Source organism: Segeticoccus sp. (assembly GCF_035708005.1).
This window is the reverse complement of sequence record NZ_DASSTI010000050.1, coordinates 1-16,930: the sequence shown is the minus strand read 5'-3', so window position 1 is coordinate 16,930 and position 16,930 is coordinate 1. Positions and strand designations below refer to the sequence as shown.

The following is a 16,930-nucleotide window of genomic DNA, read 5'->3' as shown; positions in this document are numbered from 1 at the left end:
GCCATGACGGACCCGCGCACGCATGCCCGCATCCTCCACACCCAGACCTCCCGCCGCCAACTGCTCGCGATGGCGGCCGTCGGCGCCGCCGGCGTGACCGTCGGGACGGCCGGGCGGAGCTATGCCGCGCCGCCGAAGCAGAAACACCACTACCGGCTCACGGTGCTCGGCACGACCGACTCCCACGGCAACGTCTTCAACTGGGACTACTTCAAGAACGCGGAGTACGACGACAGCGCCCACAACGACGTCGGGCTCGCCAAGGTGAGCACGCTGGTCACCGCCCTGCGCCAGGAACGTGGCGCGAGGAACTGCCTGCTGCTCGACGCCGGCGACACCATCCAGGGCACCCCGCTGGCTTACTACTACGCCAAGATCGACCCGATCACCGGCGGTGCCAAGCACCCGATGGCCCTGGCGATGAACCAGATGCGCTATGACGCCGCGGCTCTGGGCAACCACGAGTTCAACTACGGCATGGACACGTTGCGGACCTTCCAGCGCCAGTTGGACTTCCCGCTCCTCGGCGCGAACGCGGTCGGGTGGAACTCCGGTGAGCCGGTCTTCCCGCCGTACGTCATCCGAACCGTCAAACCGTGGAACGACAAGCCGATCCGCGTGGGCATCCTCGGCCTGGTCACCCCCGGGGTGGCGATCTGGGACAAGCACAACGTCGAGGGCAAGGTGCACTTCAACGGGATCGTGGAGCAAGCCACGCAGATCGTGCCGAAGATGAAGGCGGCCGGGGCGGACGTCGTCATCGTGTCCTGCCACTCCGGCGCCGACACCTCCAGCTCCTACGGAGACGCCCTGCCCTACCCCGAGAACGCCAGCACCTTGCTGGCGCAACAGGTCCCGGACATCGACGCCGTCCTGGTCGGCCATGCGCACGTGGAGATCCCCGAGCGGTTCGTCACCAACGAACAGACCGGGCGGCAGGTGCTGTTGTCCGAGCCGCTGAAGTGGGGCATGCGGCTGACCGTCATGAACCTCGACCTGGAGAAGGTGCACGGCCAGTGGCGGGTCGCATCGGCCCACTCCGAGTTGTTCAACTCCAACACGGTGGACGAGGACCCGGCGGTCGCGGCGCTGCTCCGCGGCGACCACGACGACGTCGTCGCCTACGTCAACTCGCCCATCGGCACGTGCACGCGGGAGATGTCCGCGGAAACCTCACGTTTCGAGGACACCGCGGCGATGGACTTCATCAACCTGGTCCAAGCAGGTGCAGTGAAGGCGGCACTCGCGGGCAGCGCGTCCGAGGGGCTGCCGGTGCTCTCCATCGCCGCGCCGTTCAACCGGGACGCAACGATCCCCGCCGGCCAGGTGAGCGTCCGGGACGTCGCCGGCATGTACATCTACGACAACACCCTCCTGGCCATCACGCTCGACGGCGCACAGGTCAAGGACTACCTGGAGTGCTCCGCCGGCTACTTCAAGGAGATGTCCGGGACCGGCCCGTTCGCGCCGGACGACATCACCAACGCCGTGACGCCCACGGCCCCGAACGGCACGCCGGACTACAACTACGACATCATGGGCGGACTCGACGGGTCGTTGTCCTACGACATCGACATCGCCCAAAAGGTCGGCTCCCGGATCAAGAACCTGACGTATGCCGGCACACCGGTGACCGCGGACCAGACGTTTGTCGTGGCGATCAACAACTACCGCCAGTCCGGTGGCGGCGGTTTCCCGCACGTCACGACCGCGCCGGTGGTCTACAACGCCCAGGTGGAGATCCGCCAGCTCATCATCGACTGGGTCACGGCGCAGACGGTGATCGACCCGGAGGCGTTCTTCGTGGCCGACTGGCACCTCACCTCCAACGGCGATCCCGTGATCGTCACGGGAGCCAGCGAGGGCGGCCGCCACTGAGCAGCCGGCGCGTCAGCGCACCCTGAGGTCGAGCTCGCGGCCGAGGAACCGCGCCATCCGCAGGGCGGCGTCGTGCACCGACGCGCGCCCGGCCTCGTCGGTGCCCGGCGCCAGCCACGCCTCGACCTCGACGGCCTCCGGTCGTACGGTCCGCTTCCACAGCCCCACCTCGCGCCGGTCGAGCAGCACCCGCGCCCAGAACGGGTCCGGCGGCTGGGGTGCGGGGTGGTCGGCGGCCACGGGGAAGCCGAGCCGTGGGTAGGTCAGCACCGCCTCGTCGTAGACCGGGAGCAGGTATGCCGAGTGCTCGGCGGTGGTGCGCGCCGGCACCTCGGGATCGAACCACAGCGGCGTCCCGTCGACCTCGACGCAGGCGAGCCGGCCGTCGAGCTCACCGAGCGCGCGCCGGGTGTCGGCGACCGTCAGGGAAGACCAGCGGGTGAAGTCGTGCACCGAGGCGGGCCCGTGGCCGGCGAAGAACCGTTGGGCGAGCCGGGCCACGGCCTCGTCCCGGTCGAGGGCTGGGGTGTCCGGCACCACCTCGTCCACGAGGGCGTAGCTGTGGTGCACGCCCTTCATCGGCCCGGAGCAGATCAGCCCGCGCAGCTCGGCCACGAGCAGCAGGTGGCCCAGCTCGGGGCCGGTGGCCACGGAGGAGCCCCGTGCGGCGAACTCGGCGCCGATCTCGGGGCGGGTCAGGAAGCGGCGCCCGCGCAGCAGCTCACCGAGCAGGTCCAGGCCGCGGCCCATCACCCGCGGGTCGTCCAGCCCGAGCTGGCGGTGCCGGGCGGCCATGCCGCGCTCCACCCGCGGGGAGGTGAGCGCGAGGATCCAGCGCAGGTCCTCAGGAGCGACGAAGTGCCAGGTCGGCCGCAGGATGTGGGTGCGCAGGAAGGCGCCGCGGTCCAGCTCGGCCTGCACGTCGGCATACGTGCGGGCGCGCGAGCGCAGCGCGAGGGAGAAGAAGGCGTGGTCGCGCTCCTGGCTCTGCACGCAGGTGAGCAGCCGCACCGCGTCGGCGGCGCGGGAGAGCGGGGCGGAGGAGAGGCGTTGGGTGGCCTGACGGCGGCGCACTACCGCTTCGCGGGTCCGCTTGCGTGGCCGCACCTCCACCGCGGAGTGGTTCATCCCGGGGTCAGGCGGCGACTACGGGGCGTCCGACCAGCTCCGCGCCGGCGTCACGCAGCTGCGCGAGGGCCCGCTGCGTCGTCTCCCCGGCGACCCCGGCGGTGAGGTCGAGCAGCACCCGCGTCGCGAACCCCTCCCCGACGGCGTCGAGGGCCGTCGCGCGGACGCAGTGGTCGGTGGCGATCCCGACGACGTCGACGGCCTCGACCCGGTGGCCGCGCAGCCAGTCGGCCAGCCCCTGCCGGCACTCGCCCTGGGTCGTGGTCCCCTCGAAGCCGCTGTAGGCCGCCGCGTGCAGCCCCTTGCGGAAGATGGCCTGCACGTGCTCGAACGCACGCTCCGCGGCGGGATGGAACAGCGCGCCGTCGCTGCCGACTCGGCAGTGCGCCGGCCAGCTGTCGACGAAGTCGGGGTGCTCCGAGAAGTGCGCGCCGGGATCCTCGTGCCAGTCCGCCGTGGCGACCACGGCGACGTAGTCGCCGGCGTGCTCGGCCACGAAGTCGCTGATCCGCGCCGCCACCTCGGCGCCGCCGACCACGCCCATCGAGCCGCCCTCGCAGAAGTCGTTCTGCACGTCAACCAGCACCAGCGCCCGCGCCACCCCGTCGCTCATGGACGTCACGCTATCTCCCGGCCCGGACAGACCCACCGTCCTCGAAGAGGGTCGGGATGGCCGGCTCGCCCTTGGACAGGCGCAGCGCCCGGGCCGGCAGCTCGGCCAGCGACTGCTCGTGCCGGGCGCGCGCCTCCTCGAGCGCGACGTGGTTGGCCGCGCCGAGCCCCTCACCCTCCTGCACGAGCCGCACCAGCAACGGGCGGTCGTTGGCGTCGGTGCGCGGCCGGTCACCGACGCCGATCACCTCCGCCTCGGCGACGTCGCGCCCGTCCAGCCGGCGCGCGGCATACTTCCGGCCGCCGACGGACGCCTTGTCCTTGCTCTTCTTCGCCACGCTCACGAGCTCGCCGTCGGCGCCCTCCCGAGCGACCAGCTTGTAGACGAGCCCCGCGGTCGGGGCGCCCGACCCGGTGACCAGGGAGGTGCCCACGCCGTAGGCGTCCACCGGCGCCGCCGCGAGCGCGGCGATCGCGTGCTCCTCCAGGTCGGAGGTGACCACGATCTTGGTGCCCGTGGCCCCCAGGGAGTCCAGCTGCTCCCGCACCTCCCGTGCCTGGACGAGCAGGTCACCGGAGTCGATCCGCACCGCGCCCAGCCCCGGGCCGGCCACCTCGACGGCGAGCGCGACCGCCACGGGCACGTCATACGTGTCGATGAGCAGTGTCGTGCCGGAGCCGAGGCTGGCCACCTGCGCCTCGAAGGCCTGTCGTTCGGTGTCGTGCAGCAGCGTGAACGCGTGCGCGCTGGTGCCCGCCGTGGGCACGCCGTACGTGCGCCCTGCCTCCAGGTTGCTTGTGGTGTCGAAACCCCCGATGTATGCCGCGCGCGCGGCGGCCACGGCCGCCTCCTCGTGGGTGCGCCGCGAGCCCATCTCGATGCACGGCCGGCCCTCTGCGGCCACGGTCATCCGGGAGGCGGCCGAGGCCACGGCGGAGTCGTGGTTGAGGATCGACAGGACCAGCGTCTCGAGCAGGACCCCCTCCCCGAACGGGGCGTCGACGATGAGCAGTGGGGAGTGCGGGAAGTAGCACTCGCCCTCTGCGTAGCCCCAGACGTCACCGGAGAACCGGTAGTCGGCGAGGTAGTCGAGCGTGCGCTCGTCGACGACCTGCGCCGCGCGGAGCCGCTCGAGCTCGGCGTCGCCGAAGCGGAACTCGCGCAGTGCCTCGAGCAGCCGGCCGGTGCCCGCGACCACGCCGTAGCGCCGGCCCTCCGGCAGGCGCCGGGCGAACACCTCGAAGATGCACCGGCGGTGGGCGGCCCTGCTGCGCAGGGCGGCCTCGAGCATGGTCAGCTCGTAGTGGTCGGTGAGCAGGGCCGTGCTGGCGGCCCGGGTGGTCGTCGCCGTGTTCCTCGTCGTCACGCACGGCAGCCTATGGTGGGTTTTGTGTCGATTGCCCCCACGGAACAGGAGGAACTCGCCGAGGTCGCGCGCCCGGAGGAGGACTGGGCGGTGGATCGGCCGTGGGTCACCCTGGTCTGGAACGACCCCGTCAACCTGATGAGCTACGTGACCTGGGTGTTCCAGACGTACTTCGGCTACTCCCACGCCAAGGCGGAGAAGCTCATGCTCGACGTGCACCACAAGGGCCGCGCCGTGGTGTCGACCGGGACGCGGGAGAAGATGGAGCACGACACCGAAGCGCTGCAGGGGTACGGCCTGTGGGCAACGTTCCAGAAGGACGAGTGAGTGGCGAGGGGATTCAGCCGCAAGGGTGAACGGTTCGTGGCCAAGCTGGACGAGGCGGAGCGTTCCGTCGTCGTCGGCCTGCTGAGCCAGACGCGGGAGCTGCTCGCGCCGCCGGAGGTGCCCGAGACCGACGACCCGTTCGAGGACCTGGTGCGGTCCTGGCAGGTGCCCGACGACGCCGAGGGCCTGCTCGACGAGGCGGGGCGCCGGGATCCGGCACTGGAGCGGTTGCTGCCCCCGGCGAACAAGCAGGACGACGAGGCGGCCGCCGAGTTCCGGCGGTTGACCGAGCGCACGCTGCGGGAGCGCAAGGTGGCCCACCTGTCGACCGCCCTCAACGCCCTGGAGGAGGCGGAGGGCGGCAAGGTGTCCCTCGACCGGGACCAGGCGCAGGCGCTCGCGATCGGGTTGACCGACGTGCGGTTGGTGCTGGGTGAGCGGCTCGGGCTGCGCAGCGACGAGGACGCCGAGGAGCTGCACCGGCGGCTCAGCGGCGTCGCGGAGGAGGGCGACGCGGGGCAGGTCACCGACGAAGCGTTCGTGATGGCGGCCTACTACGACTTCCTCACCTGGCTGCAGGAGTCCGTGACGCTCGCGCTGATGAGCTGATGAGCCCCCTTAGAATCGGCGGACCATGACCAGCACCCCTGACTCCTCCAGCACGTCCACCTCCGCCACGTCCACTCACGGTGGGGCGTCCACCGGGCCGGTGCGGCTGCGTGTCGCGCCGTCGCCGACCGGGGACCCGCACGTGGGCACGGCCTACATGTCGATGTTCGACGTGGCGTTCGCCCGGCAGCAGGGCGGGCAGTTCGTCCTGCGGATCGAGGACACCGACCGGGCGCGGTACCAAGCCGACAGCGAGCAGCAGATCTACGACGCGCTCAGCTGGCTGGGGCTGGACTGGGACGAGGGCCCGGACAAGGGGGGACCCTATGCGCCGTACCGGCAGTCCGAGCGGCTCGGCACCTACCGGCCCTATGTGGAGCGGCTGCTGGAGTCCGGACACGCCTACCACTGCTGGTGTTCCACCGAGCGGTTGCAGGAGATGCGGGCCGAGCAGCAGAGGGCCAAGCAGCCCACCGGCTATGACCGGAGGTGCTACGGCCTGACCCGCGAGGAGCGCGCCGAACTGCCCGGCTTCACCGAGCAGCCGGTGGTGCGGATGCTCATCCCGGACGACGTCGACACGAGCTTCACCGACCTGATCCGGGGCACGCTGACCGCGCCGCGTCCGGACGACCAGGTCATCGTCAAGGCCGACGGGTTCCCGACCTACCACCTGGCCGTGGTCGTGGACGACCACGAGATGGGCATCACCCACGTGGTGCGCGGTGAGGAGTGGATCAGCTCCACTCCCAAGCACATCCTGCTCTACCGGTGGCTCGACCTGCCGCTGCCGAAGTTCGCGCACATGCCGCTGCTGCGCAACGCAGACAAGTCGAAGATCAGCAAGCGCAAGAACCCGGCCGCGCGACTGAGCTGGTTCCAGGAGCAGGGCTACCTTCCGGAGGCCCTGCTGAACTTCCTGGCGCTGCTGGGCTACCCACCGATGGAGGGCGACCGGGAGGTGTTCAGCTTCGCCGAGTTCGTCGAGGGCTTCGAGTGGTCGAAGGTGAACAAGGTCGGGCCGATCTTCGACCTCGACAAGCTCGGGTGGCTGAACGGGCACTACCTTCGCGAGCTCGAGGTCGGCGACCTGGCCTCCCGTCTGTTGCCGTTCCTGCAGCGTGACGGGGTGCTCCCGGCGCAGCCCACTCTGCCCCAGCTGGGCCGGCTCAAGGAGATCACGCCGCTGATCCAGACCCGCATCGGGCTTCTGTCCGAGGCGACGCCGCTGGTGGGTCCCTTCTACGTCGCCGACGACGAGTTGGAGATCGCCGAGGACGCCCGCAAGCAGCTGAAGGACTCGGCGCCACCGGTGCTCGACGCCGCGATCGCGGCGCTGGAGCCGCTGTCCGACGGTGGCGGGGGCCTCACCGACGCGGCGGGGGAGTGGACCCATGACCGGATCGAGGCCGCGTTGCGCGAGGCGATCGTCGACGGCATGGGCATCAAGCCACGGCTGGCGTTCGGTCCGCTGCGCACCGCGGTCTCGGGTCAGCGGGTGTCGCCGCCGCTGTTCGAGTCGATGCAGATCCTGGGCAAGGCCTCCACGCTGAACCGGCTGCGCAACCTGCGCGCCACCCTGTGAGCCGGCGCGTGGGCGAGAACGCTGCGGGGGAGGCCACGACGCCGTTCGACGGGCTGCTCCTCGACGTCGACGACACCCTGGTGGACACGCGCGCGGCGATGGTCGCGGCGGGCACGGCGGCCGTCGCTGCCCTCTGGCCCGACGTCGCCCCCGAGGTCCACCGCGCGGCCGGGACGCACTTCCACCAGGACCCCGGCGGCTACTTCACGAAGTTCACCACCGGGGAGATGGCCTTTGCCGAGATGCGGGCCGCCCGGGTGGCGGAGATGGTGCGGGCGCACGGGCTGACCGAGGTGGCCGACGTCGCGACGCGGTTCGAGGAGGCCTACCGGCCCGCGTTCCGCGACAGCGTCCGCCTGTTCGAGGACGTGGAGGACCTTCTGGAGCAGGCGACCGCGGCCGGCATCAGGGTCGGTGCCCTGACGAACTCCGACGAGCGGGCCACGGCCCACAAGCTGGAGCTGTCCGGGCTCTCGCAGGCGTTCGTGACGGTGATGACCACCGACACCCTGGGCTTCGGCAAGCCGGACCCTCGTGTCTTCGCCCACGCCTGCGAACTGCTCGGCGTCGCGCCCGAGCGCACCCTGTGCGTCGGCGACCACGTCGAGGTGGACGCGCTCGCCGCCACGCGCGCGGGTCTGCACGGCGTGTGGCTGCGCCGGCCGGGACCCGGGTCGCCGCGACGGGAGGAACTGGCGGCCGACGACGAGGCACTGGCCCGGGCACACGGCATACCCGTGGTGTCCTCGCTCGCCGAGGTGGGGCCGATCCTCACCGGTGGGCACGCCTCCCGGCCAGAGCGCCCACGGGGACCCGCCGGTCTGGGCCCGGGAGGGGCGAGCGGGCCCGATTTGGGCGGCGGGCGAGCGGGCCGGTAAGGTCTATCCGGATCACGCCGCGGGGCTCTGGAGTGCCCGGCGCTGATATCCCTTGGGGTATGGTGTAATTGGCAGCACGACTGATTCTGGTTCAGTTAGTCTAGGTTCGAGTCCTGGTACCCCAGCGAGGTCCTTTCCGCACCTTCGGACAGGACGATTCGGAGATCCGAGCCCGTCACGGTAAGGTTTCCTCCGCTGCCCGGTCGGACCGGGCGACCACCACGGCCCCGTTGTGTAGCGGCCTAGCACGCCGCCCTCTCAAGGCGGTAGCGCGGGTTCGAATCCCGTCGGGGCTACCAGCGCAAAACCCCTGCTCAGGCAGGGGTTTTGTCGTCTCCGGGGCTCCGCGCTGAGGGTGCCGGAGTCGGCCGGATACACATTGGGTACACATCCGGCCGGCCGAACGCGCCGCGTCGTCGAGCGCTGAGGCGACCTCGTCCGAGCGGTCTGCGAAACAGGTGGCCGTACAGGTCGAGCGTCATGGTGGCCCGCTGCATGGTTTGGGCGCGCAGCACCGCATCACGAGGCCAGCGTGGGATGGCGCGCCAAGGGTGTTGTGCAGTGGGTGAGTCTCAGTTGCTGTGGGGGAGCAGTCCGGTGGTCACGCGGCGCAGGATCCGATCGAACTGGTCGTCGGTGGGGCCGGCGTCGGCCAGTGCCGCGGTGAGGTGGGGGTAGGAGCCGGTGGACGCCGCCGCGGTGAGCTGGGCGGTGAGCTTGGTCTGCTGCGCGGAGGGGGCCACGTCTGCGCGTCGTTGGTCGTGCTCCTGCTTGCAGAGCAGCCGCACGAGGGCGCTGAACACGCCGATCGCTTCCAGCTTGGTGCGACCGTCGGCTCCGGTCGGGGCCAGGACCGCGAGTGCGTGGTCGAGGTAGGCCAGTCCGTGGGGACCCAGCGCGGGCGTGGTGTCCAGTGCCTGCAGCATCCAGGGGTGCCGGCGGTAGATGCACCGTGCCTGCTGGGCCAGGTCCATCATCTGGTCCAGCCACGGTCGCCGATCCGGTTCGCCCAGGTCGAACTCGCCGTTGACCTCCTCCACCATGAGCTCCAGCAGCTCCTCGCGGGTGCGCAGGTAGCGGTAGAGGGAGGCAGCGCCGGTGCCGAGGGCGCGCGCGAGGGCCCGCATGGTGACGGCCGGCAGCCCGTCCCGGTCGGCCAGGGCGACGCCGGCGGCAGCGATCTCGTGGCTGCTGCGGGTGGGCGCGCGGCCGCGCCGTGGGCGGCCCGGCGGTGAGCCCGCCGGGGTGCCTGCCGACATGGCGCTGCCTCCCTCCGGTCCGATTTGGCGAACAACGTACGCGAACCCTATCCTGACCAAGCCGCGAACATCGTTCGCGAAATGGGAAAGGAGCACCTCGATGGTCGAGCGTGTGCAGTGGGGCCCGACGCGGTACGCGCGCAACGGACAGGTCGAGGTCGCGTGGGATGAGCTGGTCGGGTCCGGCGGTGACCCGCTGCTGCTGGTGATGGGGCTGGGCACCTCGCGGTTCTGGTGGCCGGCCGGGCTGTGCCGGGCTTTCGCCGAGCAGGGGTTCACGGTAGTGCGCTATGACCAGCGCGACGCCGGGCAGTCGACCCGGATGCCGGACACCAGCGCCGGCAATCCGATCGCGGCGCTGTTCCGCAAGCGGGGCGAGGCATACACCGCCGAGGACATGACCGATGACGCTGTGGCGGTCCTGGACGACGTCGGCTGGTCGGCCGCCCACGTCTTCGGGCACTCACTCGGTGGAGCGGTGGCCCAGCGGATCGCGTTGCGCCACCCCGATCGGGTGCTCAGCGTCGTGTCCTCCGCCGCCCTGCCCAGCGACGTCTCCGGTGTGAGGGTCGCTCGCTACCTGCGCTACGGCCTGCTGTCCCGGCTGGCCCGGATGAAGTTCCCCGAGGGGCGCGAGGGTGACATCGCGGCCAGCCTCGCCGTCGCCCGCGGAGTGGCCTCGCCGGCATACCCGTTCGACGAGGGCGCGGCGCGGGAGTGGATCGAGCGCGAGGTGGACAGCGGGCCGCGGGACAGCAAGGCACAGAGCCGGCAGATCGGTGCCCAGTGGCACGGACCGCGGCTGGCGCAGCTGGACAAGCCGACGCTCGTCCTGCACGGCGACGCCGACCCCATCCTGCGGCTATCCGCCGGACGCGCCACCGCCGCCCGCATCCACGGAGCCCGGATGATCACCTGGCCCGGAGTCGGCCACGACATCCCCGAACCGCTGTGGCCGCAAGTGGCACAGGCCGTCCGAGAACTGGCCGACTCCGCCTGACCCACACCACCGCGGGCCACAGCCCTGCACCGCACTCGGTGAAAGCGCTGGCGCCCTCGATCACCGCAAGCCGTTCCGCTCGTCGGGCGCCACGGCAGGATGCTGGCACGGATCGCACCCCGAGCTGCGACGAAATGGGGTTGTGCCCGTGGCGCGGCGTCGCGAACGATCAGGACCGTGAAGCAATTCGACGAAGAGCTGGCCCCCGATGCGTGCCTCGTCACGCAGCTGCTGCGCGCGCAGTTCCCTCAGCTGGCCGATCACGACGTGCGGCCCAGCCAAGCCTCGGGCAGCAGCAACTTCGTCTTCCGTGTCGGCGAGGAGTGGGCCGTACGCCTGCCCCGCACCGATGGCTACACCGCCGACCTGCTGACCGAGGCACGGTGGCTTCCTCACCTGGCGCCCCACCTTACGGTCCCGGTTCCCGAGGTGTTGTTCCTGGCACGGCCATCTGGCCTCTTCCCGCGGCCGTGGTCGATCGTGAGGTGGATCCCGGGCGAGCCGCCGGAGCGGCTCGACCGGGGTGCACAGGCGCGCCTCGCCACGAGCTTGGGCCGATTCATGCGACAACTGCACCGGCTCGATGCCTGCGACCTCGACCTCGACCCCCACCAGTGGGGGTACCGGGCCGGCGAACCCGTGACCGAGGTGATCGATCGCTGGGCCGACACGGCTGCCGAGGGCCTGCGAGACCTCTTCGACCCGCGCCAGGTCAAGGAGGCGTGGCGTCGCCTGCGGCGGGTCCCGCCCGCGTCCGGGCCCCCCTGCTGGATCCACACCGATCTGTCCAGCGAGAACCTGTTGGTCTCCGGAGACGGCAATCTGCTGGGCGTGCTGGACTTCGGTGGGTTGAGCATCGGCGACCGCTCCGTTGACCTGCTCTACGCGTGGAGCATGTTCGACCAGGAGGCGCGAGAGGTCGTCCGGAGGAAGGCCGAGGCCGACGAGGCCACCTGGCTGCGGGCGCGCGCATGGGCGTTCGTCGGACCCGGTCTGCTGACCATCCACGACTACCGCGACTGCATGCCCGCGCGCACGGCCACGCTCACCGCGATGGTCCAGGCCGTCGCCGCGGAGGTAGGCGTCTCACTTCGGTAGCCGATCCTCAACACCCCAAGGAGGCCGTGATTCAACGAGACCGACTTGCGCACTTCATCGGCACCGGGCGCAGCCGTTCCCGGTGGGGACCTCCGACCGGTCGTCCAGTCGCCCGGCGCGCTCAACCTCCCCAGACGTCCTCGATGAACCGGTCGGCGGTGCGCAGCCCGGCCAGCCAGGCCTGCGCATCGGCTTCGCTCGCGGAAGTCCGGTCGCGGAAGATCTGCATCAGCGAGGAGCGCACCCCGGGGGCGATCGTGTTGGCATTGCCGCAGACCAGGACGACCGCGCCCGCCTGCAGCAGCTCCCACACCTCGTCGGCGCAGTCGAGCATCGCCTCCTGCACGTAGCGACGCGGCTTGCCCGGCTCGTGGGAGAACGCGTTCTCCACCCGGACGAGACCCTGCGTCTGGTAAGCGAGCAGCTCCTCGGCATACAGCAGGTCGGAGTGGGGGTCCCGGCAACCGAAGAACAGCAGCGACGGGGCGACCGGCATGCCGTTCTCCTTCTGGGCCGCACGCTCTTGCAGGAATCCGCGGAACGGCGCGAGGCCGGTCCCGGCACCCACCATGAGCATGGGCACCAAGGGGTCGGCGGGCGGCTCGAACGCGATGGTTGGCTGCCGCACGAAGGCGAAGACCGTGCCGTCGAGCGGCAGCTGGGCCAGGTGGCTCGAGGAGACTCCGCTGAACGTGCCGACGCCGGAGCGCGCCGGGGCGCGCAACACTCCCACCGTGATGCTGCACACGTCGGGCGCAGCAAGAGGTGAAGAGGAGATGGAGTAGTAGCGCGGCCGCAGCGGCGTGAGCATGTCCAGGTAGAGCTCGAACGGCAGCCGGCACGCGGGGTACTCGTCCAGCAGGTCGAGGACCGACCGGTTGGGGGTGAGCACCTCGTCCCGGTACCGGCTCTGTGCCTCCTCGTCGCCCCCGGCGAGTGCCGTCAGCGCGGCCTGCTGCACGGGGTCGTCGGTGTAGCGGGCGAGGACCTCGATGTTGTCGCGGGTGGCCACGTCCTGCAGCTCGACACAACTACCCAGCACGCCGAGCAGCGGCGCCGGCTCGTCGATGGGCAGGTGCGTGTGCGTGCCGCTGTTGGGGATGATTGTGATGTACTGCCCGGCGTCCAGGCCGAAGCGCGCGAGCACGCGGCGGATGGCGTCGATGCTGTTGCGCGGCAGGACGCCCAAGTGGTCACCCGCCCGGTAGGACGAGCCCCGTGGCAGGCTGAGCTCCAGGTGCCTGGTGGACCGTGGTGGCAGCCCGCTGGTGCCGTCTGTGGCGATGAGCTCGCGGTTGGCGCGGACGTGCGTGGCATGCGCCTGGTAGGACACGATCACCGGGTTGGTCACCTGCCGGTTGGTCAGCGTGATCGACAGTCGGGGAGCGGCTGGCCCCTCGGCCGCCACCTCCGCAGGAAGGTCGAGCGCGCTGGCCAGGTCCGCCCACAGTGGCTGGTGCCAACCTCGGTATGCCGCGTCGAAGTCCGCAGCCGCGTTGCCCTCCCCACGTGGCAGCGCCCGCTCGCCGCCGTGGGCCTCGAGCGCGGTGTCCAGCATCGTCGGGATGGCCTGGTAGGTCGAGGCCCACTCGGTGCTTCCGCAGCCGAAGACCGAGTAGGTCACGCCGCGGGCGGCGTCCGGACCGGCGTGCGTGATCCACTCGCAGAACCGTGCCGCATTGTCCGGTGGGGTGCCGTTGTAGGACGAGCAGACGATCAGGAGCGCACCTTCGGTCGGTAGGTCCTCGACGTGGTCGTCGAGTGTGCCGAGGGTCACGTTGAAGCCCCGCTCGATGCCCTCCTCGGCCAGCTTGGTGGCGATCGACTCCGCGGTGCCCAAGTTCGAGCCGAACAGCACCGACAGCCGAGTTCCGTGCTGGACCCGCGGGGTCGCGGGCATACTCGCGGGTGAGGTGAGGTCGGGCACCGCCTCGGCGTCGACCGCCTCCGACGGGCTCGGCTGGACGAGTCGGACGTCGGGCCGGGGAAGGACCTGGATCGAAAAGTCCTCGGGCTTGACCGTGAGCGTGGTCTTGGTGTGCAGCTGGTAGTCGAGGTAGTCCACGAACTCGAATCGCTGCAGGAGCATGCCGAGCACGAGGGTGGCCTCCTGCAGGGCGAACTGGCGCCCGATGCAGGCCCGTTGACCGGTGCCGAAGGGTTTGTAGGCGTGCGGCGGCAGTGCGGCGAGACGTTCGGCCGTGGTGTGGTCGGGGTTGAACTCCTTGGCGTCCTCGCCCCAGACCGAGGTGGCGCGGTGCAGCGTCGGGGTCAGCACCGTGATGGGCGTGTGGGCCGGGATGGCGTACCGGCCACCAATCAGCGTGTCCTCGTAGGGGTATCGGCTGAATCCCGGAGCCGTCGGCCACAGCCGGAGCGCCTCGTCGAGCACCTGCCGGACGTAGCGGAGCCGCTGCACTTGGTCGAACGTGGGCCGTGCGGTGCCGCCCAGCACCTGGTCGACCTCGGCCCTTGCCCGTTCCAGCACGGCGGGGTTCTTGAGCAGGAAGTACAGCGCGAAGGACAGCAGCCCGGAGGTCGTCTCGTGGCCCGCGATCAGGAAGGTGATGCACTGCGCCCGGATGTTCTCGTCGGGCAGGCGCTCGCCGCTCTGCTTGTCGAGGCCGGTGAGCATGCGCCCGAGCAGGTCGCTGGTGTCGCCCGCGTCCCCCTGTGCGCGGCGCTCGGCGATGAGCTGGTCGACCAGGCCGTTCATGAACGCCTGGTCCTCCTCCAGCTGCCGCTGGGCGCGGATCTTCAGGCGGGTCTGGATGGGCAGCTGCCGCATCCGCGCCTGCGACTCCGAGAGCGTCCGGACCATCGCCTCGACGAACGGGTGGGGGGTTTCCCGGTAGAAGGAGTTGAACCGGTAACCGAACCCGCACAGCGCGATCGTGTCCAGCGTGAGCCGGGTCATGTCGTCCGGGACGTCAACGGGTTCGCCCGGATTGAGCCGCGACCACTTGTCGGCCAGCTGCTCGGCGATGTCGACCATCCGCGGTGTGTAGTCCCGCATCGCCTGCATGCTGAAGGGCGCCATCAGGATGTTGTGCGCGCGTCGCCAGAGCGGGTCCTGTGTCTCGGCCGTGAAGAGCCCGGAACCCGCCGCGCCCTTGCGCAGGTTGGCCAGGCCACCGCCGACCTTCTTGTCGAACCGGGCCTCGTCGCACACCTCCGCGACGAGCTCTGGCCCCGAGACGATCAACCGCATGCCCGCCGGGGTGCCCAGCTTGAAGAGCGGCCCATACTCGTCCGCGAGCCGCATCAGGCTCTCGAACGGGCTCGCGGTGTCGAGGTCGAACACATTGCCCAGGAACGGGACGCCGCGGGGGCCGGGGATCTCTTCAAGCTCGATGGTCGCGGTCATGGTGCACTCCTGTCGGCCGGCGCACCAGCAGCACGACGCTCACCAGGAGCACCCACGCCGGGAACACCAGCAGAATCGCGGGATGGAACGTCGTGCTCACCAGGAGGAACAGCGCAGCGAGGTAGCTGAGGAGCACGACGGGGCCCGGGAAGACGCCTGCCGTCCTCGCGAGCGTGGTGGTGGTGATCATGTACATGCCGGCGGCTCGAACCCCGTAGACGAAGACCAGGGTGTAACCGACGGCGGACAGGGCGCGAGCCACGTCCGGCCCCGGCAGCGGCGCGCCGGAGAACCGGGTGAGCAGCGAGACCGCGCCGGATGAGGCAGTTCCGGCGAAGAGCATGCAGACGAAGATCACGCACGCGGCCAGGTGCAGCCAGTGCGGAACCTCCGCCCACGACTGCGGCCGCCGCACCTGCAGCAGGGTGCGCGTGGCCACCATGTGCCACAGGCACGCAATACCCGCGAACGGCACGAGGTACAGGCCGACCGTGGTCAGCGTGTCGGCACCCCCGTTGCGGTAGAAGGCGAGGTAGTCCGCATCGGAGGCGCCGAGCCCCGGAGCACGGGAGAGCAGTACCAACGAAACAACCAAGAGCGTCGCGAACAACAGTCCCGACCACGCCGCTTTCCGGGCGTGGGACGACGCGATCTGCGTGATGTCGGGGGTATCGTCTACGGCTGGCGGATGAGCCACTCGGGAACTCGTCGGTACATCCATGATCGCCTCCCGGCGACCCTCTGCACGGCGGCCTCGGCGATTGCCCAGGACGTGCCCCGACAGAGCGGCCCTTCTGTTGTACACCGATCACCCAGAGCGGTCAATGGATTCCGCCGATCCCATCGGCATGTCGACAAATCAGCCCTCATGAACCGCATCTCGTCATCGGTCGGACAGACCGTCCACGCGACCCCTGGCAGCGGACGACCCCGGTTGACCGCTCATATCGGCGGCTCCCGCGCTATCGCATGGTGGAACCACATCGTCCACCCGAGAGTGGTGCCACTGATGGACCCAGCGGTCATTGCGCGCCCCACTGGCGCGCAACGAAGCAATCGGATTTGCAAGAGACGAGGCGCTGTCGGCCACAAGACCTGTGTCCGAAACCTTGACGTGTCGACTGGATCGGTCAAGAGTTGGTTTCAGGCGTCGTTCCCCGGTACCGGGGAAGCGCACCGAGATCGGCCAGTGGCTCCCCAGCCCGCGCACCGGACAGGAGGAGCTAATCCACGATCAGCGCCGCCGATCGCCGGGCACGGATTGATCGGCGACCTGCAGACCGCTGCACTGGTGAGCGCCGACGGCGAAATCCACTGGTACTGCTCGTCACCGGGCGCATATCGGGCCCTGGCGGCGCGCTGAAGCGCCCTACGGCCGCACCTTGACCTGGGCCGGTGGAAGGTCGTGCTCGTCGCCGGCCTGCGCCGAGAGGGCCGCAACAGTACCTCCGGCCAGCATGAGGCACGCACCCACGCCGTGAGATGGGCCGCAGCCCGGGCGGTTGCCCTACCTATGCCCGCTCAGATCAGCTGGCCCCGCTTCCTGGTCAGGTAGGCCCGCTCGGCAGAGTTCTGAGTGGCAGCGATGGCGGCGTCGTAGGCCTGCGTCGCCTCGGCGCTCCGACCGAGCCTGCGAAGCAGGTCCGCGCGGACGGCATGCCAGGGGTGGTAGCCCTCCAGTGGTAGCCGATCGACCAAGGTCAGGGCGACCATCGGGCCGTCCAGCTCGGCAACCGCGACGGCGCGGTTGAGTGCCACGATCGGTGACGGGTCGATCTGGGTCAGCTGGTCGTAGAGCGCGACGATCTGCGACCAGTCCGTG

At 70.4% G+C, this 16,930-nt stretch carries 13 protein-coding genes, 2 tRNA genes and 1 pseudogene; 9 read left to right on the top strand and 7 right to left on the bottom strand.

Features of this window, described 5'->3' with window-relative positions; translation table 11 throughout:
- Positions 1 to 1,878 (top strand): bifunctional metallophosphatase/5'-nucleotidase (locus VFL99_RS05785; protein ID WP_414713722.1); only part of this gene is annotated, 1,878 nt, incomplete at its 5' end.
- 12 nt (positions 1,879 to 1,890) lie between these two features.
- Here the strand turns inward: VFL99_RS05785 and VFL99_RS05780 are convergent.
- The 3 genes from VFL99_RS05780 to VFL99_RS05770 are packed head-to-tail and all read right to left on the bottom strand — an operon-like array spanning position 1,891 to position 4,985.
- Entirely contained in the window at positions 1,891 to 3,006 is a 1,116-nt protein-coding gene (locus tag VFL99_RS05780; protein WP_325105380.1) for a winged helix DNA-binding domain-containing protein, read from the bottom strand.
- A 7-nt stretch (positions 3,007 to 3,013) separates the two neighbouring features.
- On the bottom strand, positions 3,014 to 3,619 hold the full coding sequence (locus VFL99_RS05775; protein ID WP_325105379.1) for an isochorismatase family protein: 606 nt from the start codon (positions 3,617 to 3,619) through the stop codon (positions 3,014 to 3,016).
- Between the two features lie 10 nt (positions 3,620 to 3,629).
- Positions 3,630 to 4,985 carry a nicotinate phosphoribosyltransferase gene (locus tag VFL99_RS05770; protein ID WP_325105378.1) on the bottom strand — a complete coding sequence of 452 codons (1,356 nt, stop codon included), beginning with the start codon at positions 4,983 to 4,985 and terminating at the stop codon, positions 3,630 to 3,632.
- A gap of 24 nt (positions 4,986 to 5,009) precedes the next feature.
- On the opposite strand from VFL99_RS05770, the gene clpS reads away from it, so the two are divergent.
- From clpS to VFL99_RS05740, 6 genes are all read left to right on the top strand, one after another.
- Positions 5,010 to 5,312: an ATP-dependent Clp protease adapter ClpS gene (gene clpS, locus VFL99_RS05765; protein ID WP_325105377.1), complete on the top strand. Its 303-nt coding sequence runs from the start codon at positions 5,010 to 5,012 to the stop codon at positions 5,310 to 5,312.
- Positions 5,313 to 5,921: a DUF2017 domain-containing protein gene (locus tag VFL99_RS05760; protein ID WP_325105376.1), complete on the top strand. Its 609-nt coding sequence runs from the start codon at positions 5,313 to 5,315 to the stop codon at positions 5,919 to 5,921. It abuts the gene before it with no gap.
- Between the two features lie 25 nt (positions 5,922 to 5,946).
- The gene (gene gltX / locus VFL99_RS05755) at positions 5,947 to 7,506 is read left to right on the top strand and encodes a glutamate--tRNA ligase (RefSeq protein WP_325105375.1); all 1,560 of its coding nucleotides are present in this window, start codon (positions 5,947 to 5,949) and stop codon (positions 7,504 to 7,506) included.
- 8 nt (positions 7,507 to 7,514) lie between these two features.
- Complete coding sequence (locus VFL99_RS05750) at positions 7,515 to 8,384, top strand: HAD family hydrolase (protein ID WP_325105374.1); 870 nt, start codon at positions 7,515 to 7,517, stop codon at positions 8,382 to 8,384.
- A gap of 53 nt (positions 8,385 to 8,437) precedes the next feature.
- Positions 8,438 to 8,509: transfer RNA gene (locus VFL99_RS05745), tRNA-Gln, on the top strand.
- A 98-nt stretch (positions 8,510 to 8,607) separates the two neighbouring features.
- Positions 8,608 to 8,683 (top strand) — tRNA-Glu (locus VFL99_RS05740).
- A 273-nt stretch (positions 8,684 to 8,956) separates the two neighbouring features.
- Here the strand turns inward: VFL99_RS05740 and VFL99_RS05735 are convergent.
- Positions 8,957 to 9,643, bottom strand: coding sequence for a TetR/AcrR family transcriptional regulator (locus tag VFL99_RS05735; RefSeq protein ID WP_325105373.1), 687 nt, complete (start codon positions 9,641 to 9,643; stop codon positions 8,957 to 8,959).
- Positions 9,644 to 9,743: 100 nt separating this feature from the next.
- Between VFL99_RS05735 and VFL99_RS05730 the strand changes: the two genes are divergently transcribed.
- Both VFL99_RS05730 and VFL99_RS05725 read left to right on the top strand, forming a co-directional pair.
- Entirely contained in the window at positions 9,744 to 10,643 is a 900-nt protein-coding gene (locus VFL99_RS05730; protein WP_325105372.1) for an alpha/beta fold hydrolase, read from the top strand.
- 177 nt (positions 10,644 to 10,820) lie between these two features.
- Positions 10,821 to 11,741 (top strand): aminoglycoside phosphotransferase family protein, encoded by a 921-nt coding sequence (locus tag VFL99_RS05725; RefSeq protein ID WP_325105371.1) that lies wholly within the window; start codon positions 10,821 to 10,823, stop codon positions 11,739 to 11,741.
- A gap of 121 nt (positions 11,742 to 11,862) precedes the next feature.
- Here the strand turns inward: VFL99_RS05725 and VFL99_RS05720 are convergent, their stop codons facing one another.
- The 3 genes and pseudogenes from VFL99_RS05720 to VFL99_RS05710 all read right to left on the bottom strand — a co-directional run.
- The gene (locus VFL99_RS05720) at positions 11,863 to 15,108 is read right to left on the bottom strand and encodes a bifunctional cytochrome P450/NADPH--P450 reductase (protein WP_325105370.1); all 3,246 of its coding nucleotides are present in this window, start codon (positions 15,106 to 15,108) and stop codon (positions 11,863 to 11,865) included.
- Positions 15,086 to 15,718 (bottom strand): hypothetical protein, encoded by a 633-nt coding sequence (locus VFL99_RS05715; protein ID WP_325105369.1) that lies wholly within the window; start codon positions 15,716 to 15,718, stop codon positions 15,086 to 15,088. Before VFL99_RS05715 ends, VFL99_RS05720 begins: the two co-directional genes overlap by 23 nt.
- A gap of 911 nt (positions 15,719 to 16,629) precedes the next feature.
- A pseudogene (locus VFL99_RS05710) lies at positions 16,630 to 16,930 on the bottom strand (RNA polymerase sigma factor); the annotation flags it as partial.